This window comes from Pseudomonas sp. 2995-3, from assembly GCF_002742565.1.
GTDB classification, from domain to species: Bacteria; Pseudomonadota; Gammaproteobacteria; order Pseudomonadales; family Pseudomonadaceae; genus Aquipseudomonas; species Aquipseudomonas edaphica.
Genome location: NZ_LJSB01000038.1, coordinates 237,094 through 258,792 on the forward strand (window position 1 = coordinate 237,094; position 21,699 = coordinate 258,792).

Annotated in this window: 21 protein-coding genes and 1 other RNA gene; 11 read left to right on the forward strand and 11 right to left on the reverse strand. The window is 57.7% G+C overall.

Going from position 1 to position 21,699, the window contains the following annotated elements:
- The first annotated feature begins 153 nt into the window (after positions 1 to 153).
- On the forward strand, positions 154 to 642 hold the full coding sequence (locus AOA62_RS01330) for a TIGR00645 family protein (RefSeq protein ID WP_017139291.1): 489 nt from the start codon (positions 154 to 156) through the stop codon (positions 640 to 642).
- Between the two features lie 15 nt (positions 643 to 657).
- On the opposite strand, the gene AOA62_RS01335 is transcribed toward AOA62_RS01330, so the two are convergent.
- Both AOA62_RS01335 and AOA62_RS01340 read right to left on the reverse strand, forming a co-directional pair.
- Positions 658 to 2,091 (reverse strand): glycosyltransferase family 39 protein, encoded by a 1,434-nt coding sequence (locus AOA62_RS01335; RefSeq protein ID WP_017139290.1) that lies wholly within the window; start codon positions 2,089 to 2,091, stop codon positions 658 to 660.
- Between the two features lie 127 nt (positions 2,092 to 2,218).
- Positions 2,219 to 3,244, reverse strand: coding sequence for a hypothetical protein (locus AOA62_RS01340; RefSeq protein WP_099547627.1), 1,026 nt, complete (start codon positions 3,242 to 3,244; stop codon positions 2,219 to 2,221).
- A gap of 230 nt (positions 3,245 to 3,474) precedes the next feature.
- Between AOA62_RS01340 and AOA62_RS01345 the strand changes: the two genes are divergently transcribed.
- A complete protein-coding gene (locus tag AOA62_RS01345; RefSeq protein ID WP_099547628.1) occupies positions 3,475 to 4,644 on the forward strand; it encodes an MFS transporter in 1,170 nt (389 codons plus the stop codon).
- Between the two features lie 458 nt (positions 4,645 to 5,102).
- On the forward strand, positions 5,103 to 5,732 hold the full coding sequence (locus AOA62_RS01350; protein WP_017139287.1) for a LysE/ArgO family amino acid transporter: 630 nt from the start codon (positions 5,103 to 5,105) through the stop codon (positions 5,730 to 5,732).
- Between the two features lie 153 nt (positions 5,733 to 5,885).
- Here AOA62_RS01350 and AOA62_RS01355 read toward each other — a convergent pair whose 3' ends face one another.
- Positions 5,886 to 6,248, reverse strand: a complete 363-nt coding sequence (locus AOA62_RS01355; protein WP_099547629.1) for an ASCH domain-containing protein — start codon at positions 6,246 to 6,248, stop codon at positions 5,886 to 5,888.
- 57 nt (positions 6,249 to 6,305) lie between these two features.
- Between AOA62_RS01355 and AOA62_RS31680 the strand changes: the two genes are divergently transcribed.
- Entirely contained in the window at positions 6,306 to 6,461 is a 156-nt protein-coding gene (locus AOA62_RS31680) for a hypothetical protein (protein ID WP_158235110.1), read from the forward strand.
- A 40-nt stretch (positions 6,462 to 6,501) separates the two neighbouring features.
- Complete coding sequence (locus AOA62_RS01360) at positions 6,502 to 6,942, forward strand: Lrp/AsnC family transcriptional regulator (RefSeq protein WP_099547630.1); 441 nt, start codon at positions 6,502 to 6,504, stop codon at positions 6,940 to 6,942.
- A gap of 258 nt (positions 6,943 to 7,200) precedes the next feature.
- Here the strand turns inward: AOA62_RS01360 and AOA62_RS01365 are convergent, their stop codons facing one another.
- The 5 genes from AOA62_RS01365 to AOA62_RS01385 all read right to left on the reverse strand — a co-directional run bounded on the left by AOA62_RS01365 (position 7,201) and on the right by AOA62_RS01385 (position 13,327).
- Positions 7,201 to 7,461 carry a DUF6124 family protein gene (locus AOA62_RS01365; protein ID WP_099547631.1) on the reverse strand — a complete coding sequence of 87 codons (261 nt, stop codon included), beginning with the start codon at positions 7,459 to 7,461 and terminating at the stop codon, positions 7,201 to 7,203.
- Between the two features lie 373 nt (positions 7,462 to 7,834).
- Positions 7,835 to 8,231: a transfer-messenger RNA gene (ssrA, locus tag AOA62_RS01370) on the reverse strand.
- Positions 8,232 to 8,335: 104 nt separating this feature from the next.
- Entirely contained in the window at positions 8,336 to 8,614 is a 279-nt protein-coding gene (locus AOA62_RS01375) for a hypothetical protein (protein ID WP_017139272.1), read from the reverse strand.
- A 125-nt stretch (positions 8,615 to 8,739) separates the two neighbouring features.
- Positions 8,740 to 11,562 carry an FAD-binding and (Fe-S)-binding domain-containing protein gene (locus tag AOA62_RS01380; protein WP_099547632.1) on the reverse strand — a complete coding sequence of 941 codons (2,823 nt, stop codon included), beginning with the start codon at positions 11,560 to 11,562 and terminating at the stop codon, positions 8,740 to 8,742.
- A gap of 70 nt (positions 11,563 to 11,632) precedes the next feature.
- On the reverse strand, positions 11,633 to 13,327 hold the full coding sequence (locus AOA62_RS01385) for a lactate permease LctP family transporter (protein WP_017139270.1): 1,695 nt from the start codon (positions 13,325 to 13,327) through the stop codon (positions 11,633 to 11,635).
- A gap of 252 nt (positions 13,328 to 13,579) precedes the next feature.
- On the opposite strand from AOA62_RS01385, the gene AOA62_RS01390 reads away from it, so the two are divergent.
- A complete protein-coding gene (locus AOA62_RS01390; protein WP_017139269.1) occupies positions 13,580 to 14,347 on the forward strand; it encodes a GntR family transcriptional regulator in 768 nt (255 codons plus the stop codon).
- Between the two features lie 27 nt (positions 14,348 to 14,374).
- Here AOA62_RS01390 and smpB read toward each other — a convergent pair whose 3' ends face one another.
- Positions 14,375 to 14,857 carry an SsrA-binding protein SmpB gene (smpB, locus tag AOA62_RS01395; RefSeq protein WP_099547633.1) on the reverse strand — a complete coding sequence of 161 codons (483 nt, stop codon included), beginning with the start codon at positions 14,855 to 14,857 and terminating at the stop codon, positions 14,375 to 14,377.
- Between the two features lie 167 nt (positions 14,858 to 15,024).
- On the opposite strand from smpB, the gene AOA62_RS01400 reads away from it, so the two are divergent.
- Positions 15,025 to 15,459, forward strand: a complete 435-nt coding sequence (locus AOA62_RS01400; protein ID WP_005791512.1) for a type II toxin-antitoxin system RatA family toxin — start codon at positions 15,025 to 15,027, stop codon at positions 15,457 to 15,459.
- The gene (locus AOA62_RS01405; RefSeq protein WP_017139268.1) at positions 15,452 to 15,754 is read left to right on the forward strand and encodes an RnfH family protein; all 303 of its coding nucleotides are present in this window, start codon (positions 15,452 to 15,454) and stop codon (positions 15,752 to 15,754) included. Before AOA62_RS01400 ends, AOA62_RS01405 begins: the two co-directional genes overlap by 8 nt.
- Positions 15,755 to 15,817: 63 nt before the next feature.
- On the opposite strand, the gene AOA62_RS01410 is transcribed toward AOA62_RS01405, so the two are convergent.
- Positions 15,818 to 16,345, reverse strand: coding sequence for an outer membrane protein assembly factor BamE (locus AOA62_RS01410; protein ID WP_017139267.1), 528 nt, complete (start codon positions 16,343 to 16,345; stop codon positions 15,818 to 15,820).
- A gap of 98 nt (positions 16,346 to 16,443) precedes the next feature.
- Here AOA62_RS01410 and fur point away from each other — a divergent pair, with 98 nt between their 5' ends.
- Entirely contained in the window at positions 16,444 to 16,848 is a 405-nt protein-coding gene (gene fur / locus AOA62_RS01415; protein WP_017139266.1) for a ferric iron uptake transcriptional regulator, read from the forward strand.
- 98 nt (positions 16,849 to 16,946) lie between these two features.
- Here the strand turns inward: fur and recN are convergent, their stop codons facing one another.
- Entirely contained in the window at positions 16,947 to 18,620 is a 1,674-nt protein-coding gene (gene recN / locus AOA62_RS01420) for a DNA repair protein RecN (protein ID WP_099547634.1), read from the reverse strand.
- A gap of 254 nt (positions 18,621 to 18,874) precedes the next feature.
- Here recN and grpE point away from each other — a divergent pair, with 254 nt between their 5' ends.
- Positions 18,875 to 19,435, forward strand: a complete 561-nt coding sequence (gene grpE / locus AOA62_RS01425; protein WP_017139264.1) for a nucleotide exchange factor GrpE — start codon at positions 18,875 to 18,877, stop codon at positions 19,433 to 19,435.
- 102 nt (positions 19,436 to 19,537) lie between these two features.
- Entirely contained in the window at positions 19,538 to 21,454 is a 1,917-nt protein-coding gene (dnaK, locus tag AOA62_RS01430; protein WP_099547635.1) for a molecular chaperone DnaK, read from the forward strand.
- The last annotated feature ends 245 nt before the right edge of the window (positions 21,455 to 21,699 follow it).

A 21,699-nucleotide genomic window follows, 5' to 3' on the forward strand; every position in this document is an offset into this window, starting at 1 on the left:
CCTGTCCGACATCATCGAGCCGAGTGAGAGGACTCGACACTAGCAGAAAAATTCTCTTACAGATGCCGTACAGATCAGTTTTCTCGTGGTTCCAGCTGTTTGGAGGCGGCTGGTATACTCGCGGCCATTTTTAGCCTGGCTGTGTGAGATCTGATGGAACGCTTTATCGAAAATACGATGTACGCCTCGCGCTGGCTGCTGGCGCCGATTTACCTGGGGCTTTCCCTGGGTCTGCTGATCCTGGCGCTGAAGTTTTTCCAGGAAATCATCCACGTCCTGCCCAACATCTTCACCATGTTGGAATCGGAAGTGATCCTGTTGCTGCTGTCGTTGATCGACATGGCGCTGGTCGGCGGTTTGCTGGTGATGGTGATGATTTCCGGCTACGAGAACTTCGTCTCGCAGCTGGATATCGATGAGAACAAAGAGAAGCTCAACTGGCTGGGCACCATGGACTCTTCGTCGCTGAAGATGAAAGTGGCGGCTTCCATCGTGGCGATTTCGTCCATCCACCTGCTGCGCATCTTCATGGACGCCAAGAACGTCGATCCGCAGCATTTGATGTGGTACGTGATCATCCACATGACCTTCGTGGTCTCGGCGTTTGCCATGGGTTACCTGGACAAGCTCACCAAGCATTGATGCCCCGCGTTAGCCTTACTGCGTCACAAAGTAGTAAGGCTGGCGGCCGATCTTCATTTCCTTGATCACGTTGACCTTCTCGCTCAACTGTTCGGTGCGGTCCAGCAACGCAATGTTGCCGGGCTTGGCGGTGAGGAAGCTGCGCAACTCGGCTTCGGTCTGCAGGATCGGCAAGTACGCCTGCAGATAGAACACGCTGGCCCCGGCGATACGCTCGTTAGGCTGGAACAGCACCACGTCCTTGCCTTCGGTTTGAAAGGCTTTGGCCTGGCTGATCACCGGCACGAACGACTCGCGTTTGTCGGCCTTTGGCGCGAACCAGAACGCGGCGCTCATATAGCTGAGGATGGCCAGGGTAAAAGCACCGACGATCACGCGCCGGTGGTAGCGGTAAATCGCCGGTTTGTGGGCTTTAAGCCATTCCAGCAACACCCCGGCATATTCCGCGGCCAGCACGGCGGCGGCTGGCGTGAGGGCCATCAAATAAACCGTGCGTTTACTCGACGCCAGGGTCAGCAGGGTGAACTGCGCCACCAGCCACACGCTGAAAAACAGGCGGTAGCGGTTGCGCACCAGGCTTTTGCGAAAGTGCCACAGGCCCAGGTACACCAGGATATTCCACGGCAAAAAGGCTTCGGGCAGCTTGGCGATGTAGTAGTAGATCGGTTCGTAATGCCCGGCCTCGACGAAGGAGCCGCTGAAGCGTCCTACGCTGTTGGTCCACAGCACTTCAGCCACCGCCTGCATACCGCCGCGCTGGAACAGGAAGCCCAGCCAGATCAACAGCGGCACCAGCGCCAGCAGCGTGAACAACGCCGGCTTGAGCCAGTCGCCGATGCGCAGGCGTTTATCCATCAGGCTGGTGCTGAGCAAATACACAAAAATCACAATGCCCGGCATCGCCAGGCCCAGCACGCCTTTGCTCAACGTGGCGATGACCATGCCGACGGTAAACATCGCCCAGGCCCAACCACTTGAGCCTTCGCGATCAGTCCGCACGGCCTGGTAGAACCCCAGCAGCGCTGTGGTCACGCCGAGGCTGAGCAATGAGTCCTCACCCACGCCGCGCACATTGCCCCAGTAACTGGCCATGGTCGCCAGGATCAGCGCGGCGCAGAACGCCAGGGTTTGCGGCCGCCCGAACTTGCGCAGCATCGCGTAAAACAGCATCACACTGAACAACCCGGCGAACGCCGACGCCAGGCGCACCGCCCAACTGGTGCCGCCAAACAGGCGAATGGCGCCAGCATCCAGCCACAGGCTCAGGGGTGGTTTTTCCAGGAAGGGTTCACGGAACAGGCGCGGGATCACCCAGTCATTGTCCAGGTGCATGGCCATGGCGATCCCGGCGACGCGGGCTTCAGTGGAGCCTTGCAGCTCATGGCTGCCAAGGGCGAAGAAGAACAACACAGCAACGAGAAGGAGCAGCAGAGGAACGGGACGCGTCATGGTTCTGGCTACCGAAGCAGGGGACCGCTCGGGGGAGCGGCCATGTTAATCGGTCAGTATATGTATCCGTTTCTTAACATTTCGTGAACGAGTGTGGGGTTTTTGTACGGCTCGCTCAGCCCCGTATTCAAGGCAGTTTCAAGCTGGGCAGCGCCGCTTTGCCTGGCTCGGTGAGTACCGGTTCCAATTGCGCCCAGGTGAAGCTCAACTCATTGTCGCAGCCGTCGCCCGTGGCGCGTGTGGAGAGTTGCAAGCCTTGGGTGTTGAAGCTCAGGTCGAAGCTGTCGTAACTGGTGATTGCCGGGCAGCCCTCGTCGGTGGTGGTTTGTTTGGCCAGCCAGGCGCTGAAGGTGGCAGGCAACTTCACGTGCCCGGAGTAGACGTCATACCCTTGTTGTTGGCCACCGAGCCAGGTCCACGGGTCAACACGTTCGCCGGTTTGCAGGTTCCAGGAGTGCAGGCCCCAGCTGATGCCCCGCGCGCCAGTGCCCGCCGCCCAGCGATAGAACTTTACGGTGATGAATTGCGATGACCAATACGTAGGCTCGACGTCGATTTCGCTGGTGTAGCCCGAGCCGTTTCGTGCGAGGTACTCACGGCGTTCCTGGAAGTAATCCGCCTGCGCCTCATCGTTGACGGCCAGAGCCGCGAGTTGCTGGTTGATCTTCTGAATCGCCGGGCTGTCGCCCTCGAGCTTGATCGTGACCTGTGCGCCTTGGGCCTTAAGCAGATACGCGTGGTTTTCGAAGCTTTTTTTCTCGGTCTTCACCGGCAGCGGCGCGGCTTCCATGGGCGCGTTGTAGGCGTCGCTGCCGCAGCCGTCGGTGCTGATGCGTTTCAAGGCCAGTGGCAGCGATTTGGCGTCCTTGGTTTTGCTCCAGGCGCCCGCGAGCGTATCGCCCTGAGGTTTGTCCAGCTTCCACAGCCCGGTATTGCCGGCTTCCACCCACGGTGCGTTGTCGTTGGCCTGGGTCAGTTGGATCGGCGTGAGAATGCGCTGGTAGTAGTAACTGCCCTGTTCGCCGTCGGCGCCGTTGAAACAGGCGGTGATGGCGGATTTACCCAGCGTGCCCTGCCACACGCCCGCGAGGTCGGCGGCGTTGGCGAGAAAGGGCGTGAAGGCGAGGGCGATGACGGCGAGGGGCTTGAGCACGGGTATCTGACTTCCGGTTGTCTGATAAAGGTCGTCAGGGTAATGGGAAAGAGGTGCCTACGAAACCTGGGGCGATTCAAACACCTTCTTTTTAGATAAGGTAACTCTCGGTTTTTATATCCTTAGTCATTAAGAATATTGGTGCCTGGCAGGTTGGCAGGGTACTAATCGCTACTTTGCCCCTTGGCAGTTCGGGCGTTCTACTGCTGCTTAACCAAGGCCTGTCACCCATGGAAAGTCCGAGCATCGAATACACCGACAAACAGCGCTGGTTTGCCTTAACCAAGATCAATACCCTCTCGGCACTCTCGCAGATCGTGCAGATCGGCACCGTTACGCCACTGCTTTCGCTGTCGCTGGAACAGCAAGGCGTGGAGCCGGCCAAGATCGGCGTGATCGTCAGCGCCTCGTGGCTGGCGATCCTGCTGCTGTACAAATGGGTGCCGCGTTTGCTCGCCCACCTGGGGCTGGTCAAGACCAACATCCTCAGTGCGCTGCTCACCGTGGGCGCATTGATCGGCATGACCTTGACTCACCACCTGGTGCTGATTTTTGCGCTGAATTTTGTCCTCGGTATCGGCCTGATCCTGCGCTGGATCGCCTGCGATACCTGGATCGTCGCCGTCGCTTCCAAAGACGAACGCGGCCGCGCGATTGGCGTACACGAAACCCTCATGGGCCTGGGCATCGCCGTCGGCCCGCTGCTGCTGGTGGTCTTCGGCGTCGGCAGCGCCGCGCCTTACTACGCCTGCGCCGTCATCGTCCTGCTCTCCGGCCTACTGGCACTCACCCTCAGACCCTACGACACCCAACCACAAACCCCGGCAGAAAAACGCCACGGCAAATTATTCAGCGTCATCCCCACCGCACTCTGCGGCGCATTTATCGCCGGCTTCGCCGAAACCTCATCCGTATCATTCCTGGCCAGCTACAGCCTCTCGGCCGGCTACCTGCTCACCGCCGCGACCCTGCTGATCTCCGTCTTCGGCATCGGCGGCACCCTGCTGCAACTGCCCATCGGCTGGATGGCCGACCGCAGCTCCTACAAAATCGGCCAACTGGTCTGCGGATTGATCCTGCTGCTAGGCACATTCGCCATTCCATTCAGCCAGCCGCTTCCCTGGCTGGCGACGCTCATCGTGTTTCTGTGGGGCGGGGCGATTGGCGGCATGAACACCCTGGCGGTGATTGAGGCGGGGGATCGGGTGGGGGAGCATCAGGTCTCTACGGCGATGACGGCGATTGCGATGTTTTATACGTTGGGGAGTGTGTTGGGGCCGATTGTTACGGGGGGGATGGTTTCTTATGTGAGTGGGCATGGGTTGATGATTGCGGTGGGGGTGGTGGGGGTGGTTTTTGTGGGGATGTTGGCGTTGCGCAGAGAGCCGGCGCGGGGGTGATTGGGGGCGAATTTCAGGTACAAAAAAAGACGTCCGTGGACGTCTTTTTTGTTGAAGGGCCTTCGGCGTAAATGCCGTTGAGCTGTAGGTATGGTGGTTTACTAAAATTGGATGTTTCATTTGGCGAAAATTCTCGCCACAAAGAAGGGGTGAAATCAAGCAGCGTTCATTCTGCTGGGGGCGCTCCAAGAATAGACGGATCGACTCGGAACCTCTTTTTTGGCGCTCTCGTCGAGTGGCGTTCAGCAGGTCTATTGCTGAAGCAGAGGGGCGTCAATTGACCCGATGAGTGAATGATTTCGCTATGTGAAGGGTTTTTTTTGCTTTCCTTAATAAGTAAGGTTGTTTTTTATTTATGCCTTAAAAATATATATAAACTTGTCAAAAATAGTTGAATATTTAATTCATCTGCGCGCGTTCAGCATCTAATCTATAAACTCAATTACGGAGGGGGATTTATGTTGATCTTTATGAAGTCGATGATTATCGGACTGTGCATAGCAGCCCCCGTCGGCCCAATAGGCCTTTTATGTATACAGCGCAGCCTTATGCGAGGCTGGAGGTCAGGTTTTGCAACAGGGTTAGGGGCAGCAACCGCCGACGCAATGTATGGCTTTATAGGCGCGTTAGGGATCACCGCGATTATCACAACACTGATTATGTTCAAACCCTGGCTGTGCATTTTCGGCGGGCTTTTTCTGGCTTACATCGGCTACCAGACGATAAAGTCAAAGGAGCCTGCAACCGCCTTGTCGGGCGAACGGGCCGGCATGATGAAAGCCTATTCGACGACATTGCTTTTGACCTTATCGAACCCGATGACCATCTTGTCGTTCATCGCCATATTCGCGTCAATGAGCGATGGCATGGTCGGCGACCAAGGCCAGCCTTCAGTGTGGCCAATGGTGACCGGTATATTTCTAGGTTCCGCGGTTTGGTGGCTTGGATTAAGCGGTTTTTCCTCCGCATTCAAAACCAGAATATCCAAGTCAAAACTCAAATTGATTAACTACTTTTCCGGATCGACCATCACCGTCCTTGGTGCGTATCAAGTGGTCACCGGTGTCATGCTTGCCGCTGCTGCATAAGGGCCACAGGGAGCGTGCAGCGGCCCCTATTAAAGCGCTAGGGGCTGCATTTTTAACTCGATATAGGCTTTCAAACGTCCTATCGCGAGATAGATGTCTGATACGGTTGCACTGCTAAAAGTAAGCGTCTGCCCAACACATCTTGCTCAATGTTCAGCGTTTGTCTGGGAGAAGGAAATCTACCTCGTAGATACCCCGTGCCGCACGGATGGTCACAGGGGGTGTGACTGGCCTTATGTCACTCAACTCCCATGCGAGCCAGCCGTCCTCAAAATAGCTTGCACAGGCCGCTTGCATATCAGCGAGGATGAAGGGACGCACGGCTTTCACGCGCACAATTGCCACGGCAATACCGTTATCGTCTTCGTCCCCATCGTTATGGAGAAATCGCTCGTTTTCCACAATCAGGAGATCCTCGCAAGGATCTAAGTCTGGAAGCCAACGACGGACTTCGAGGATTTTCTCGCCAGAAGCGATTCGGCCGCCACTGGGCCGTACAATTGATAAAGCCTTTATGGCTTTCTCCTAAAAATTAGACGCTTGGAAAATAGTCGCTTCGACAGGATTCCACTTATGCGGCAGAAGCTCGGTAATCTTCACTCTGTTGGGCAACGTTTCAAAAGTGAAGCAGTTCGTCGTTTGTTTTTTTTTGTAGAGTTTTCATGGGCTGAAAATAGGCTAGCACTTACTACTTTTTTGATGGATTATTTTTTAATGGAAATTGTATGAGCTTCATTAAAATTTTCACCTTTTTTCACGGAAGACCTTCATGGATCGTATAGACATCAAAATCTTGAGCGTGGTGCAAGATTTGGGGCGCATTTCCATTACCGAATTGTCAAAGCACGCGGGCCTTTCCATTCCTGCCACAACTGACCGTCTGCGAAAGCTCGAGGATGGGGGAATCATTTCTGGCTATTGTGCTCAGGTTGATCCAGCGAAGCTGGGGTTTGGCATATCAGCCGTTGTCGGCATGACGACCTTCAAACCATCAAAATCCAAGTTGATCGCGACGCTCAACGACATCCCAGAGGTCGTTGAATGCCTGCACGTTACGGGTAATGACTCTTACCTTATTAGAATCTATGCCAAGTCGATGGCAGACATTGAGAGCGTTATCGCGAAGATCAATAACTATGGCGAGACGCGCACCAGCATCGTTTTATCGGTGCCAATCGAGAGAAGGAAACTGGTACTCGTCGACAGATAGAAGCTGGTTACAAAGGGGGGGACCCTCCTGCATGCCAAGATGAGTGCCAGGCCAGTGCCGCCAGATCCTTAGTCGGGTGCGATGTTTATGTGGTGGCAGGAGAATGACTGGCCGTCAGTCATGTGCAGTCCATACCTCGAGCTCTGCCCAGCGGGTCAACGGCCGCCGATAGCCTGCTTGTTTTGAACCAAGGTGCGCCGAGGATTGAAGGTTCTTAAGGCCGAGTTGCTGCGTAGCAAATCGGCCTTTTGATTTTTACTACTGCGGGGAAGGTGACGTGCCGGTTGTGGGGTGAAGTACGGACAACACCCGCTCGATCAATAACTCACCCAGCACGATCAATTGTTGGCTACCCAATAGCTTCTGACGGTTTTCACCTTCGAGCTCGAAGGCCAGATCGGTGGTGATAGCGTTAAGCGAGGCCAGAGTTTCGCTGGCTTGAATCAGGAGGGTTTCGGTGTCGATATCTTGAGCGACCGTGAAAAGGTTCGCTGGGGGATTTGGGGTGATTTTTTTCATGGCGCAAACTCCTTGATTGGTGGAGTCGCCAGGCATCGCTGCTAAACGAAGAGGGTGGCGACTGTACGCGGGTTAGCAGACCAGGAATCAAGGAACCCAGCGCACCCGAAAGTGCCCCACGCACAGCCGCCATAACGCAGTCCAGCTGATGCTGAACGGATGGTGGCGTTGCAGGCCTTGATATTAACCGAGCTGCTAAACCCGGTCGCTGATTTTGCAGCGACAGGAGGAGGTTAGCCGTGTAGGGGGAGTGGGAACAGTTCACCAACGGCGCGACATCTTGAAGGAAAAATCCGAAGGCCCGCCGGCTGGGCTTTCCAGCCTCCAGAAACAACAAAACCCGCACTAGGCGGGTTTTGTCGATGCTTCGAATTGGTGGAGCCGGGGGGATTTGAACCCCCGTCCGCCAGTACTCCGCTGTCGGTACTACATGCGTAGCCGTTTCTATTAAGTTAACCCTCAGCGACCCGAAGGGCAGGGTGCTTTGGGCGAGTTGTGTAAGTTTTAGCCGCTTCGTCCACAACGTACTGCACGGCGATTCTGTTCTATATGACAATCACTTTGGGTTTACAGACATCCCCTGGTGATTGCTGGACCCGAAGGTACCAGAAGCTCAGGGCTAAGGCTGCTTACGCAGCGAGAGCGAATTCCTGGCCGTAGTTTTCGTCATTGGCAACTATAAGAAGTTGCAACAGTGGATTTACGAGTTCTGTTACCAACTCGGCATGCACCTAAAGTTTCGCGACCGGCGTCGAATCCTAAACGGCCCCGTGCTTGTAACTCGTTGTTTCTTAGTGAGTGACAAGCCTGTGCAGTGTACGCCAAACCGTCACGGAAGGCCAACCCGAAGGTTGGCCCTCAGCGAGTGAACCGCTTATTGGCCGCCTTTGTCGCCGTTCTGCAGATCTTGCAGGGCCTTGGAGGTGATCTCGATGCATTTTTTGTCATCGCCAGCGGCGTGCGCGGCTTTGGCCTGGGACACGGCGGTGTCAATTTCGCCCTTTTTGCCACTGGTGTCGGTGGCGAGCAGGGCTTGGCCGTTGTTGATTTTGTCCAGGTTGATTTTGCACAGGTCCGGCTCGCCGGCAGCAAAAACAGGCGAGGCCAACATTGCGGCGGTGATGAACACGCCAGCAAGAGCAGTACGCTTCATGGGGTATCTCCTTGAGCAAATAAGGCTCGATGCTGCGCCGAGGCGGGGCAGCCAGCGAGGTCACGGATGAGCCTCGTTCGCCGAGGCCTATTCAAGTGACTGCGCCGGCACGCAGGGGTTCTGTTTTATTTGCAGGTTTCATGGGCGCGGGCCTGGGTGACGCGGTCTACGAGGTAGACCAGGCCGTGGTAATCGATACCGCCATGCTGGCTCAGGCCGATCTCGCAGGTGCGGCTGGTGGAAATGCCTTCGCTGCAATGTTGCACCGCGTCCTTGAGCGAGCGCAGTGAGTGGGCGTTGAGTTCCGGGGTGGTGAAGCCTTTATCGCCAGCGAAGCCACAGCAGTGAATGCCTTCCGGGATCACCACGGTGGTGGCGCAGCGCCGCACAAGGTCGATCAAGGCCTGGCTTTCGCCCAGGTGCTGGGTGCTACAGGTGACATGCACGGCGATGGGGGCTTGCTGTGGCGTGAAGTCGAGGCGGTCCATCAGGTGGGTGCGGATAAAACGCACCGGGTCGTAGAGGTCCAGGCGGGTTTCGCCGAGGTCTTGCACCAGCCGCAGGGTGCAGGGGCTGGTGTCGCAGTAGATCGGGTCGAGGCCGCCACGGCTGGCGTGGAGCAGGGCGCCGATCAGCTCCTGGCGCTTGTGCTCGGCTTGTTCGGCGTAGCCTTTGGAGGCAAATGGCTGGCCGCAGCACAGGCTGTCCTGGTTGTCGGGAAACACGACTTGGTAACCGGCTTTTTCCAGCAGGCCGCGGGTTTTGTCGTACAGCGACATCTGCTCTTTATCGTCGGCTGATGGGCCCATGGCGCGTGAGACGCAGGCGGCCAGGTAAACCACGCGCGGGCGCTCGTCTTCAACTGCCGGGCTGAAGCGGATGGCTTTTTCCGGCTGTGGCATGGCATTGCTCCACTGCGGGATCTGCCCCTTGGACAGCTGTGTGATTTTTGCCGAGAGCTTCGCCAGGCGAGGCGCGCCCAGCAGCATGCGCGCGCCATTGGCGACATGCAGGGTAAAGCGCGCACCTTGCATGGCCGTGGAGAAATGGCCGGCCAGCCAGTCGGCGGTTTTCGTACGGTCGGCGTCGCGAGCACGCAGCTTTTTCACCAGGTCGCCGGTATTGATGCCGACCGGGCAGCGTTGCGCACACAACCCGGTGGCGGCGCAGGTGTCGATGCCTTGGTAATGGTAGGCCGCTTCCAGTTCGGTGGTGTCGACGCCTGCGCGTCTCTTTGCCTGGATATCGCGCCAGATCACGATGCGCTGGCGCGGGCTGAGCGTCAGGCCTTTGGAGGGACACACTGGCTCACAAAAACCACACTCGATGCACTTATCCACAAGCTCGTCGGCCGCAGGCAGCGGTTTAAGGTGCTTAAGGTGGATTTGCGGGTCTTCGCTCAGCACCACGTCGGGGTTAAGGATGCCGTTGGGGTCGAGCAGGCGTTTAAGCTGCCACATCAACTGGTAGGCATCGCTGCCCCATTCCAGCTCGACGAAGGGCGCCATATTACGGCCGGTGCCGTGTTCGGCTTTCAGCGAACCTCCGAACTCCACGGCTACCAACTGCGCCACATCGTCCATGAACGCCTGGTAGCGTGCGACTTCTTCACTGCTGTTGAAGCCTTGGGTGAACACGAAATGCAGATTGCCTTCCAGGGCGTGTCCGAAAAGGATTGCTTCGTCGTAGTGATGTTTGTCGAACAGCTCGATCAAGCGGTTTACGCCGATGGCCAGTTGCTCGACCGGGAAGGTCACGTCTTCGATGATCACCGTGGTGCCGGTTTTACGCACGGCGCCGACGGCCGGGAACGTGTCTTTGCGGATGGCCCACAGGCGGGCGTTTTCCAGCGGGTCTTGGGTGAAGTCGACCTGTTTTTCTACCGGGAAGGCGGCCAGGGACGCCATGATCAGCGCCAGTTGTTCCTGGAGTAATGAAGGTGATGCGGCACGGGATTCGATCAGCAGCGCGCAGGCGTTTTCCGATAGCTGCTGTACGAAAGCCGGCATGCCGGGTTTGTCCTGCACCGAGCGCATGCTGCGCCGGTCCAGCAACTCAACGGCGGAGACGGGTTGGGTTTTGAGCACCGTCACGGCATTGCAGCAGGTTTCCACGTCCGGGAACACAATCAGCGCCGAGGCCTTGTTCGGGTGGTCGATCACCGTGTCGTAGGTCACTGCGCTGATAAAACCGAGGGTGCCTTCGGAACCCACCAGTAGGTGGCTGAGGATATCCAGAGGTTCATCGAAATCCACCAAGGCGTTGAGTGACAGGCCGGTGGTGTTTTTCAGACGGTATTTGTGGCGGATTTTTGCAGCCAGTTCGGCATTTGCCCGCGTCTCCCGGCCCAGCGTGGCCAGGCGCTCCAGCAGCTCGCCATGCTGTTGGCGAAAGGCGCTGACACTGGCCGCGTCCTCGGTATCCAGGCGGCTGCCATCAGCCAGTACCAGGCGGATGCCGGCCAGGGTGTGATACGTGTTTTGCGCGGTGCCACAGCACATGCCGCTGGCATTGTTGGCGACGATGCCACCGATCTTGCAGGCGTTGATCGAGGCCGGGTCGGGGCCGATCTTGCGCCCGAACGGCGCCAACCACGCATTGGCCTGGGCGCCGATCACGCCGGGTTGCAGGCGGATCTGCGTGCCTTGGCCACGAATTTCGCGGCCATTCCAATTGTCGCCCAGCACGATCAGCACCGAGTCGCTGATGGCCTGACCGGACAAGCTGGTGCCGGCTGCGCGGAAGGTCACGGGTACGCGGTCGCGCTGGGCCAGGTGCAGCAGCGCCACGACTTCGTCTTCTGACTCCACGCGAACCACCAGCTGTGGGATCAGTCGGTAAAAGCTGGCGTCAGTGCCGAAGGCGAGGGTGGAAAGAGGGTCGTCGAAGCGACGATCTTTCGGGATCAGTTGTGCGACGTCGCTCAGGAAAGCAGCAGGCAGGCTCATCGGTCCTCCAGAAATAGCTGACGCCGGCATCGTTGTCCGGCGTCGATTCTTACCCTGTTACGCGCAGGTTTTAGTGCACCAGCATACCGGTGAACCAGTAGGCCTGCGCCAGCGTGATCAGCCCGACGATGGTGGCAAAAAACAGGCTGTGCTTGAGGGTAAAGCGGAACAGGTCGGACTCTTTGCCCACCAGGCCGGTGGCGGCGCAGGCCACCGCGATTGATTGTGGCGAGATCATCTTGCCGGTCACACCGCCGCTGGTATTGGCTGCTACCAGCAAGGTGTCGTTGACGCCGATCTGATGCGCCGTGGTGGCTTGCAGCGAGCTGAACAGGGCGTTGGACGAAGTGTCGGAGCCTGTCAGGAAAACCCCCAGCCAGCCGAGGAACGGCGAGAAGAACGGGAAGGCAGCGCCGGTGCCGGCCAATACCAGGGCCATGGTCGAGGACATGCCGGAGTAGTTGGTGACGAAGGCAAACGCCAACACCATGCCAATGGACAGGATCGGCCAGCGCAGTTCGTAGAAGGTCTCTTTTAAAGTGGTAAGACCAGTCTTGAGGTTGATTTTCAACACCAGCATCGAAATCAGTGCAGAGAAGAAAATCGCGGTGCCGGTGGCTGAAATCGGGTCCAGCTTGAACACGGCCGGAATCGCCGTGGGGTTGGTGACGATCGGGGCGACCTTGATCACCAGTTGATCCAGGTGCGGGATCGCGAAGTTGAACACCCAGCTGTACATCGAACCGCCGGCGGCGAACATCGCTTTGAACGGCTTGAGCGTCCAGATAGTGACCAGCACGGTGAGGATCAGGAACGGCGACCAGGCTTTGAAAATCTGCCCCAGGCTGTAAGGCGAGGCGACGGTTTGGCGTGGCTGGCCGAAGCCACCTGCGCTGGCGGTGACCGCTGCGGCGGAGGTGGCGCCGGCAATTTGTGCGCCGGCGCTGCGTTTGGGCTGCCAGACTTTCAGGAACAGCGTCAGCGCTACCAGGCTGGCCAGGGCCGAGGTGATGTCCGGCAGTTCCGGGCCGATGAAGTTGGAGGTGAAGTATTGGGTGACGGCAAAGCTCAGGCCCGCTACCAGTGCGGCTGGCCAGGTTTCGCGAACGCCGCGCAGGCCGTCCATCATGAACACCAGCCAGAACGGCACGAACAGCGACAGCAGCGGTAACTGGCGGCCGGCCATGGCGCCGATCTTGAACGAATCGATACCGGTGACTTGCCCGGCGACGATGATCGGAATGCCCAGCGCGCCGAACGCTACAGGCGCGGTGTTGGCGATCAGGCACAGGCCGGCGGCGTACAGCGGGTTGAAACCCAGGCCCACCAGCAGTGCGGCAGTAATTGCCACAGGGGCCCCAAAACCGGCTGCGCCTTCAAGGAAGGCGCCGAAGCAGAAGCCAATCAACAGCACCTGCAAGCGCTGGTCATCGGTAATCGACAGGACCGAGCTGCGGATGATTTCAAACTGCCCGCTCTTGACCGTCAGTTTGTAGAGGAATACGGCAGCGACGATGATCCAGGCGATGGGCCACAGGCCATAGGCAAACCCGTAACCGGCGGCGGCCAGCGCCATGTCTACCGGCATCTGGAACGCGAAAATCGCCACCAGGATCGACAGCGCCAGGGTGATGCTGCCTGCCACGTGGCCTTTTAGGCGGAACACGGCCAGTGCCAGGAAGAAAAATACGATCGGGATAACGGCGGCCAGTGCGGACAGGCCAAGGCTGCCGAGTGGGCTGTAGAGCTGTTGCCAGGTTTGCATAATGGGGTGGCCCCTGATTGTTGTTGTTTGGTCAGCTTGGATAATTGGTAATACCAATTTACAGTCGCTGTCGGCTAGAGTAAAAGCCTTGGCAGGGGTGTGTCAATTTGCCGCCCACGAAACTTTGGTCGTAGCGGTGTGGGTGAGGTGTTCTGGTTGGGTCAATCGAAGGCGTTCTGATAGGTGCCGCAAGCGCGGCGATAGGCGAGAATAGAGGGCCTGGCGAGTGGTCGGGTTTGTGGAGAGTGAGTTATGGGGTTTGATCAGGTGCGTCAGCGCCGTTTGTCTGACGATATTGTCGAGCAGCTTGAGGGCATGATCCTCGAGGGCACGCTCAAGTCGGGCGAACGCTTGCCGGCCGAGCGCGCTTTGGCTGAACAGTTTGGCGTGTCGCGCCCTTCGCTGCGGGAGGCGATCCAGAAGCTCGCGGCCAAGGGGTTGTTGGTCAGCCGCCAGGGCGGCGGTAACTATGTGGCGGATTCTCTGGGCTCGACCTTCAGTGATCCGTTGCTGCACCTGCTGGAAAATAACCCGGAGGCTCAGCGGGATTTGCTGGAGTTTCGTCAGACCCTGGAAGCGTCCTGTGCTTACTACGCCGCATTGCGTGCTACTGAGGTCGACCGCGAGCGGCTGACCGCAGCGTTTGAGGCGCTGCAGGATTGCTACACCCGCGCCGATGAAGTTAGCCGGCTGGAAGAGGGCGCAGCGGATGCGCGCTTTCACCTGGCCATCGCTGAGGCCAGCCATAACGCCGTGTTGCTGCACACCATTCGTGGGCTGTTCGATTTGCTCAAGCGTAACGTGGTGACCAATATCGGCGGCATGTACCAGCAGCGTACAGAAACCCGCGACATGCTCATCAGTCAGCATCGGGATTTGTATTTGGCAATTATCGAAGGGCGGGCCGAACAGGCGCGGGAAGTCTCAACACGTCACCTGCTGTATGTGCAGGAAGTGTTGGAGGAGGTGCGGCAGGAAGTTCAGCGCGTGGCTAGGGCGGAGCGACGTAAAGGGATGTAGCCCGCGTGGGCTACACCGTCACAAGGATTACTCTTCCTTGCCCTTGTTGCGCACGGCGCGATGCAACTCACGGTTGGAGTCGCGCTCACGCTCGGTATCGCGCTTGTCGTATTCCTTCTTGCCCTTGCCCAGCGCGATCTCGCACTTGACCAGGTGCTTGCTCCAGTACCAGGACAGGCAGATACAGGCATAGCCTTTCTGCTGTACGGCGGCAGAGAGCTTTTCCAGTTCGCGGGCGTTGAGCAACAGCTTGCGCGTGCGCACCGGGTCGGCAATCACGTGGGTGCTCGCGGTGGTCAGCGGGGTGATATGACTGCCCAGCAGCCATGCCTCGCCATCTTTGAGCAATACGTAGCTGTCGACCAGTTGCAGCTTGCTGGCGCGCAGACTTTTTACTTCCCAGCCGGCCAGGACCAGACCAGCCTCGAACCGATGTTCGATGAAGTAATCGTGTCGCGCCTTTTTATTTTGCGCGATGGTCCCTGTGGGGTGTTTCTTTTGTTTAGCCATAGGGGCGGCATTATAGGGAGTTGCGAGCGTGTCGGCTACGGTCAACCTGCGTGCTTGAGCGTGTTGGACGAATCCCGGACAATACCGGCAGTTCTCTGGTTTTTTTCTCTCGCGGATCGGGCTGTTCTTTCGCGATGTTTGCCTCAAGCAGTGGAAGTAACGCTCACATGACGACGCATATTCAACGTTCGGCTTTATTGCCTTATCCGGCTCAGGCGCTCTATGACCTGGTCAATGACGTAGCGCGTTACCCGGAATTCCTGCCTTGGTGCTCAACCGCCGAAGTGCTGGAAAGCAGTGATGAGCATATGGTCGCCAGTGTCGGGGTAGCCAAGGGTGGGCTTAGCCAGCATTTTGTTACGCGCAATGTGCTGGTGCCGGGCAAATCCATTGAGATGAACCTGCAGGAAGGGCCGTTCACCCAGTTGCATGGGGTATGGGTATTCAAGGCGCTGACCGACAAGGCCTGCAAGATCAGCCTGGACCTGTCCTTTGATTACGCCGGCCCGATTGTGCGGGCGACCTTGGGGCCTTTGTTCAACCAGGCGGCCAACACCCTGGTGGATGCATTCTGTCAGCGGGCCAAACAACTGCATGGTTGAGATTGAAGTGGTGTACGCCGCTGAGGACCGCCAGGTCTTGCTGGCGGTGACGGTGCCTGCGGGCACCAGCCTGAGGGCTGCGGTGCTGGCGTCGGGGATTGCTGAGCAATTTCCAGGCTTGGTATTGGCGGATTGCCAACTGGGCATATTCGGCAAAGTGGTCGCCGATGCGCACGTGCGTGTTGCGCAGCCAGGTGACCGAATTGAGATTTATCGGCCCTTGCTGGCAGACCCCAAGGAAGTGCGCAGGCTGCGTGCGGCCAAGGCGGCCTTGGCGCGGCAGCAGAACCCATAAGGCTGCCAATCGGCAGGCAACAAAAAGCCCGGCATGCCGGGCTTTTTATCGAGCGCCGCAAAATTACTGCGGGCTGGTGTCCAGAGGCTGTGGCGTCGGGACAGGAACGGTCTGCACGCCGTCGACGTCCTTCTGGATCTGATCCAGCAAGGAGCCAGGCTTGGCCGGTACTTCGGACTTAGGCTTCTCTGCTTCCTGCGCTGGCGCAGTCACATTGGTGCCGTTGTCCTTGCCGAGCAAGGCTTCATCACGGCTTACGCCGGGCATGAAGTCACCGGACAGGCTCACAAGCTGGTCATTGCCATTGAAGATGACACTGACGCGCTCCTGCTGGCGCTCACCGCCACCTGGCTGGATGCTGTAGAGATAATCCCAGCGATCGGCATGAAAAGTGTCGGTCAGCAGGGGGTTGCCCATAATAAACCGTACTTGCCGTCGGGTCATTCCCGGGCGTAACTGGTCTATCATGTCCTGCGTGACGACATTGCCCTGCTGGATGTCGATTTTGTAAACCCCGGGGAATGAACAACCGGCGAGTGCGAGCAGTCCCACAAGGGTGAAACTGGTTAGCAAGAGCTTGGTGTTTTGCATCGGTGGGCGACTTCCACTATCTTGGCTGGGACAACGTAAACGCCGATCATACCCGTATTAAGAGAAGCTGCGAAGCAGCATCCGCGAGAAAGCTAACCATGGTTGAAAATAGCGAACTACGCAAAGCCGGTCTTAAAGTGACTCTGCCACGAGTCAAGATTCTACAAATGCTCGATTCTGCTGAGCAGCGCCACATGAGTGCCGAGGATGTTTACAAGGCGCTGATGGAGTCTAACGAGGACGTTGGCCTGGCCACGGTTTACCGTGTGCTGACCCAGTTTGAAGCCGCAGGGCTGGTGGTTCGTCATAATTTCGACGGCGGTCATGCAGTGTTCGAATTGGCTGACGGTGGTCATCACGATCACATGGTTGACCTGGATACCAATGAGGTTATCGAGTTCACCAGCCCGGAAATCGAGAAGCTCCAGCACCAGATCGCTGAGCAGCATGGATTCGATTTGGTGGACCATAATCTGGTCCTGTACATCCGTAAGAAAAAGTAAAAATCGACACAGATTTGCTCTGTGAAACGATAGAAGGCGACCCTAGGGTCGCCTTCGTGCTTTCTACAAGAGAGAAAATAGAGCGAAAAAAGCTCGGTTCAAGCCTTGGCTGCCACTACCATCTTCTTCGCGTGGGCCAGGGACTCTTTCGTCAGGTCGATGCCGCCCAACATCCGCGCCACTTCTTCTACCCGCTCCGATTTGTTCAGCTTGGACACGGCCGTATGCGTCGCATCGCTGCCGCGCACTTTGTGTACAAATAAATGCTGATGCCCTTGGGCGGCCACTTGCGGCAAGTGAGTCACGGTGAGCACCTGGCCACGCTCCCCAAGGCGGCGCAGCAGTTGGCCGACAATCTCCGCCGTCGGCCCGCCAATCCCCACGTCCACTTCGTCGAATACCAGCGTGGGTACCCGCGAGGTCTGGGCGGTAATGACCTGAATCGCCAGGCTGATCCGCGACAGCTCACCGCCGGACGCCACTTTCGCCAGTGCCTTGAGCGGCTGGCCAGGGTTGGCGCTGACCAGCAGCTCCACCTGTTCCAGGCCATGGGGTTGCAGCTCGTTGCTGGTGTTGGCGTGCAGCTCAATGGTGAAGCGCCCGCCAGGCATGCCCAGGCGTTGAATTTCCTGCTCCACGGCACTGGCCAGGCTGGTAGCGGCTTGCTGGCGCAGGTGGCTGAGCTCGCGGGCCTTTTCCTGGTAATGGCGGGCGAAGGAGGCGAGTTCATCGCCCAGCCTTTCAATGGATTCATCATTGGCGTTGAGGGTTTCGATCTCATCCAGCAGCTTTTGCTGCATCGTCGCCACTTCGGTCGGCTGGATGCGGTGTTTGCGCGCCAGGGTATAGATAGTGTCCAGGCGCTCTTCGATTTCTTGCAGGCGCGCGGGGTCGGCGTCGAAGTGGTCCAGGAAGCGATTCAGTTCCCCAACGGCTTCTTCTACCTGGATCTGCGCACTGGTCAGCAGGGTGGTGGCCTCGCTCAAGGAGCCCGACCCGCTGTTCACGCTCGATAGGCGATTGAGGCTGGCGGTCAGTGCGTTCAGTACATTGCCCGAATCACTTTCGCTGCATTGCTCCACCACTTGGCGGCAGATACCCAGCAGGGTTTCGGCGTTGGTCAGGTTTTTGTGTTCCTGCTCAAGTTGCTCCAGCTCGGTTTCGCCAAGGCCCAGGCTCTCCAGCTCTTCAAGCTGATAGCTGAGCAGTTGATGGCGAGCGCGTTGTTCGTCGCCGGAATTGGAAAGTCGCTCCAGCTCCTGGCGGGTTTGCCTCCAGCGCTGGGCGGCAAGCTGCACCTGGCGCGCCAGGTCGGTGGCGCCGGCGTATTCGTCGAGCAGGCGGCGATGAGTGTCGGTTTTCAGCAAGGATTGGTGTTCGTGCTGGCTGTGGATATCGATCAGCAACTCGCCCAGTGCCTTTAAATCGCCAAGCGGGCAGGGCGTGCCATTGATGTAGCCGCGTGAACGACCTTCCGCCGTAATGACGCGGCGCAGGATGCACGGGCCTTCATTATTAAGGTCGCGCTCGGCCAGCCAGGCCTCAGCTTCGGGAATATCGGCCAGGTCGAACGTGGCCAGAATGTCGGCCTTGTCTGCGCCGGGGCGTACCACGCCACTGTCGGCGCGGTCGCCCAGGGTCAGGCCCAGGGCGTCGAGCATGATCGATTTGCCGGCGCCGGTTTCGCCTGTGATTACGCTCATCCCGCGATCCAGTTCGAGATCCAGGTGTTCAACGATGGCGTAGTTATGTACGGACAGGTGCACCAGCATGACGGCCGCTCCCAGGCTTTAGGTCTGGTTATTTATACAGTGTTTTATTCAGGGCTGGCAATCCTGGTGCTTAGCTCAATTTGCTTGAGTGCGCGGATTTTTTAGCGCAAAGCGCAATGACGCTGCCGGAATTGATCCAGAGCAAGCGAAAGACTTTTGGTAACGCCTGCGCCCTTGAACCTGAAAATTGTGGCCCCATATACCGGAACAGAAGCGCGAGTTGAGTTCGCGCATGATTTTGAAAGGAGAAATCTATGGCTGACGAACAGACGCAGGATACGCAAACTCCAGACGCCAATTCGGCTGCCGGTGATGAACTGGCAACTCGTGTGCAAGTGCTCGAAGAGCAATTGGCCGCTGCGCAGGATCAATCTTTGCGTGTTGCCGCCGATCTGCAGAACGTCCGCCGCCGTGCCGAGCAGGATGTCGAGAAAGCTCACAAATTCGCGCTGGAAAAATTCGCCAACGACCTGCTGCCGATTATCGACAGCCTGGAGCGTGGCCTTGAGTTGTCCAACCCGGATGACGAAAACATCCGTCCGATGCGCGAAGGGATCGAGCTGACCCTGAAAATGTTCCAGGACACCCTGAAGCGTTATCAGTTGGAAGCCATCGATCCGCAAGGCGGTGAGCCGTTCAATGCTGAGCATCACCAAGCCATGGCCATGCAGGAAAGCCATGACCTGGAGCCCAACAGTGTACTGAAAGTGTTCCAGAAGGGTTATCAGCTCAACGGTCGCTTGCTGCGCCCGGCGATGGTAGTGGTGAGCAAGGCTCCTGCACCCGTTGCACCTTCTATTGATGAGCAGGCTTGAAATCAGTCGTAACGGCCCCATCTATAAGTCAAGCGTTTAAGTGCTACCGCAGTTAGCCACCACTGCTGCGGCAACCTAATTAAAGTTTCGGGAGAGTAAATCATGGGCAAAATTATCGGTATCGACCTGGGGACTACCAACTCCTGCGTCTCCGTGCTGGAAAACGGCGTTGCTAAAGTTATCGAAAACGCCGAAGGCGCGCGTACCACGCCGTCGATCATTGCTTACGCCAACGACGGTGAAATCCTCGTCGGTCAGTCGGCCAAGCGTCAGGCTGTCACCAACCCGCACAACACCCTGTACGCGGTTAAGCGTCTGATCGGTCGTAAGTTCGACGAAGAAGTCGTACAGAAAGACATCAAGATGGTCCCTTACAAAATCGCCAAGGCTGACAACGGTGACGCCTGGGTTGAAGTAAACGGCCAGAAAATGTCGCCGCCGCAAATCTCGGCTGAAATCTTGAAAAAGATGAAGAAAACCGCCGAAGACTACCTCGGTGAAGCCGTGACTGAAGCGGTGATCACCGTTCCGGCCTACTTCAACGACAGCCAGCGTCAGGCGACCAAAGACGCCGGCCGCATCGCTGGCCTGGACGTAAAACGTATCATCAACGAACCCACCGCAGCCGCTCTGGCCTACGGTATGGACAAGGCCAAGGGCGACCACACCGTGATCGTTTATGACCTGGGTGGTGGTACTTTCGACGTCTCCGTCATCGAGATCGCTGAAGTTGACGGCGAGCACCAGTTCGAAGTGTTGGCCACCAACGGCGACACCTTCCTGGGTGGTGAAGACTTTGACATTCGTCTGATCGACTACCTCGTTGACGAATTCAAGAAAGAAAGCGGCATGAACCTTAAAGGTGACCCGCTGGCGATGCAGCGCCTGAAAGAAGCCGCTGAAAAAGCCAAGATCGAGCTGTCTTCGGCTCAGTCGACCGACGTGAACCTGCCGTACATCACTGCAGACGCCACTGGTCCTAAGCACTTGAACGTGAAAATCTCGCGTTCCAAGCTCGAAGCGCTGGTTGAAGACCTGGTACAGCGCACCATCGAGCCTTGCCGCATTGCGCTGAAAGACTCCGGTATCGATGTTGGCTCGATCAACGACGTGATCCTGGTTGGCGGTCAGACCCGTATGCCACTGGTTCAGAAGCTGGTCACCGAGTTCTTCGGTAAAGAAGCACGTAAAGACGTGAACCCGGACGAAGCGGTTGCCATGGGGGCTGCGATCCAGGGTGCGGTATTGGCCGGCGACGTGAAAGACGTTCTGCTGTTGGACGTCAGCCCGCTGACCCTGGGTATCGAAACCATGGGTGGCGTGATGACCGCGCTGATCGAGAAAAACACCACGATTCCTACCAAGAAATCGCAAGTGTTCTCGACTGCCGACGACAACCAGGGCGCTGTGACCATTCACGTGCTGCAAGGTGAGCGTAAGCAAGCCGCTCAGAACAAGTCCCTGGGCAAGTTCGACCTGGCTGAGATTCCACCAGCGCCACGTGGCGTGCCGCAAATTGAAGTGACCTTTGACATCGATGCCAACGGTATCCTGCACGTAGGTGCCAAAGACAAGGCGACCGGCAAAGAGCAGAAGATCACCATCAAGGCCAACTCCGGTCTGTCTGATGAAGAAATTCAACAGATGATTCGTGATGCTGAAACCAACGCCGAGGCTGACAAGAAGTTTGAAGAGCTGGCCGCTGCCCGTAACCAGGGTGATGCACTGGTTCACTCGACACGCAAAATGATCTCCGAAGCGGGCGACAAAGTAACCGCCGAAGAGAAAACCGCGATCGAGGCTGCTCTGGTTGCCCTGGAAGCCGCCGTTAAAGGTGACGACAAGGCTGCCATCGAAGCCAAGGTTGAGGAGCTGTCGAAAGTCTCCGCGCCGGTTGCCCAGAAAATGTACGCCGAGCAAGGCCAGCCGGCAGAAGGCGCTGCACAGCACGCAGAGCCTGAAGCCAAGCACGATGATGTTGTCGATGCCGAGTTCGAAGAAGTCAAAGAGCAGAAGTAAGTTGGTTGCCCGGTTGACCGCTATCAAGCGGTGACTGGTAGGATGTCGCCGCGCGGGAGCTTGCTCCCGCGTTGGCGTGTCTGGGGTATGTGAATTTTTACAGCATGCGACAAGGTTCGGGTGCTGGCGGTGTGATCGGGAATGCTCCTGCTTTCCGAGCAGTAAATACCGCATTTTTGGCCGGGTCCCTGGCTAAAAAGTAGTTATGACCAGGATCGTTGAATTGACGTGAGTTGGGTCCGGGC

What these genes read in the sequence shown, in the direction of transcription:
- AOA62_RS01360 (WP_099547630.1), top strand. Translation starts at nt 6,502, where the DNA reads ATGGATCGTATAGACATCAAAATCTTGAGCGTGGTGCAAGATTTGGGG.
- AOA62_RS01350 (WP_017139287.1), top strand. Translation starts at nt 5,103, where the DNA reads ATGTTGATCTTTATGAAGTCGATGATTATCGGACTGTGCATAGCAGCC.
- dnaK (WP_099547635.1), top strand. Translation starts at nt 19,538, where the DNA reads ATGGGCAAAATTATCGGTATCGACCTGGGGACTACCAACTCCTGCGTC.
- AOA62_RS01390 (WP_017139269.1), top strand. Translation starts at nt 13,580, where the DNA reads ATGGGGTTTGATCAGGTGCGTCAGCGCCGTTTGTCTGACGATATTGTC.
- recN (WP_099547634.1), bottom strand. Translation starts at nt 18,620, where the DNA reads ATGCTGGTGCACCTGTCCGTACATAACTACGCCATCGTTGAACACCTG.
- AOA62_RS01345 (WP_099547628.1), top strand. Translation starts at nt 3,475, where the DNA reads ATGGAAAGTCCGAGCATCGAATACACCGACAAACAGCGCTGGTTTGCC.
- AOA62_RS01330 (WP_017139291.1), top strand. Translation starts at nt 154, where the DNA reads ATGGAACGCTTTATCGAAAATACGATGTACGCCTCGCGCTGGCTGCTG.
- AOA62_RS01405 (WP_017139268.1), top strand. Translation starts at nt 15,452, where the DNA reads ATGGTTGAGATTGAAGTGGTGTACGCCGCTGAGGACCGCCAGGTCTTG.
- AOA62_RS01380 (WP_099547632.1), bottom strand. Translation starts at nt 11,562, where the DNA reads ATGAGCCTGCCTGCTGCTTTCCTGAGCGACGTCGCACAACTGATCCCG.
- AOA62_RS01375 (WP_017139272.1), bottom strand. Translation starts at nt 8,614, where the DNA reads ATGAAGCGTACTGCTCTTGCTGGCGTGTTCATCACCGCCGCAATGTTG.
- AOA62_RS31680 (WP_158235110.1), top strand. Translation starts at nt 6,306, where the DNA reads ATGCGGCAGAAGCTCGGTAATCTTCACTCTGTTGGGCAACGTTTCAAA.
- AOA62_RS01365 (WP_099547631.1), bottom strand. Translation starts at nt 7,461, where the DNA reads ATGAAAAAAATCACCCCAAATCCCCCAGCGAACCTTTTCACGGTCGCT.
- AOA62_RS01385 (WP_017139270.1), bottom strand. Translation starts at nt 13,327, where the DNA reads ATGCAAACCTGGCAACAGCTCTACAGCCCACTCGGCAGCCTTGGCCTG.
- AOA62_RS01400 (WP_005791512.1), top strand. Translation starts at nt 15,025, where the DNA reads ATGACGACGCATATTCAACGTTCGGCTTTATTGCCTTATCCGGCTCAG.
- AOA62_RS01410 (WP_017139267.1), bottom strand. Translation starts at nt 16,345, where the DNA reads ATGCAAAACACCAAGCTCTTGCTAACCAGTTTCACCCTTGTGGGACTG.
- grpE (WP_017139264.1), top strand. Translation starts at nt 18,875, where the DNA reads ATGGCTGACGAACAGACGCAGGATACGCAAACTCCAGACGCCAATTCG.
- AOA62_RS01335 (WP_017139290.1), bottom strand. Translation starts at nt 2,091, where the DNA reads ATGACGCGTCCCGTTCCTCTGCTGCTCCTTCTCGTTGCTGTGTTGTTC.
- fur (WP_017139266.1), top strand. Translation starts at nt 16,444, where the DNA reads ATGGTTGAAAATAGCGAACTACGCAAAGCCGGTCTTAAAGTGACTCTG.
- smpB (WP_099547633.1), bottom strand. Translation starts at nt 14,857, where the DNA reads ATGGCTAAACAAAAGAAACACCCCACAGGGACCATCGCGCAAAATAAA.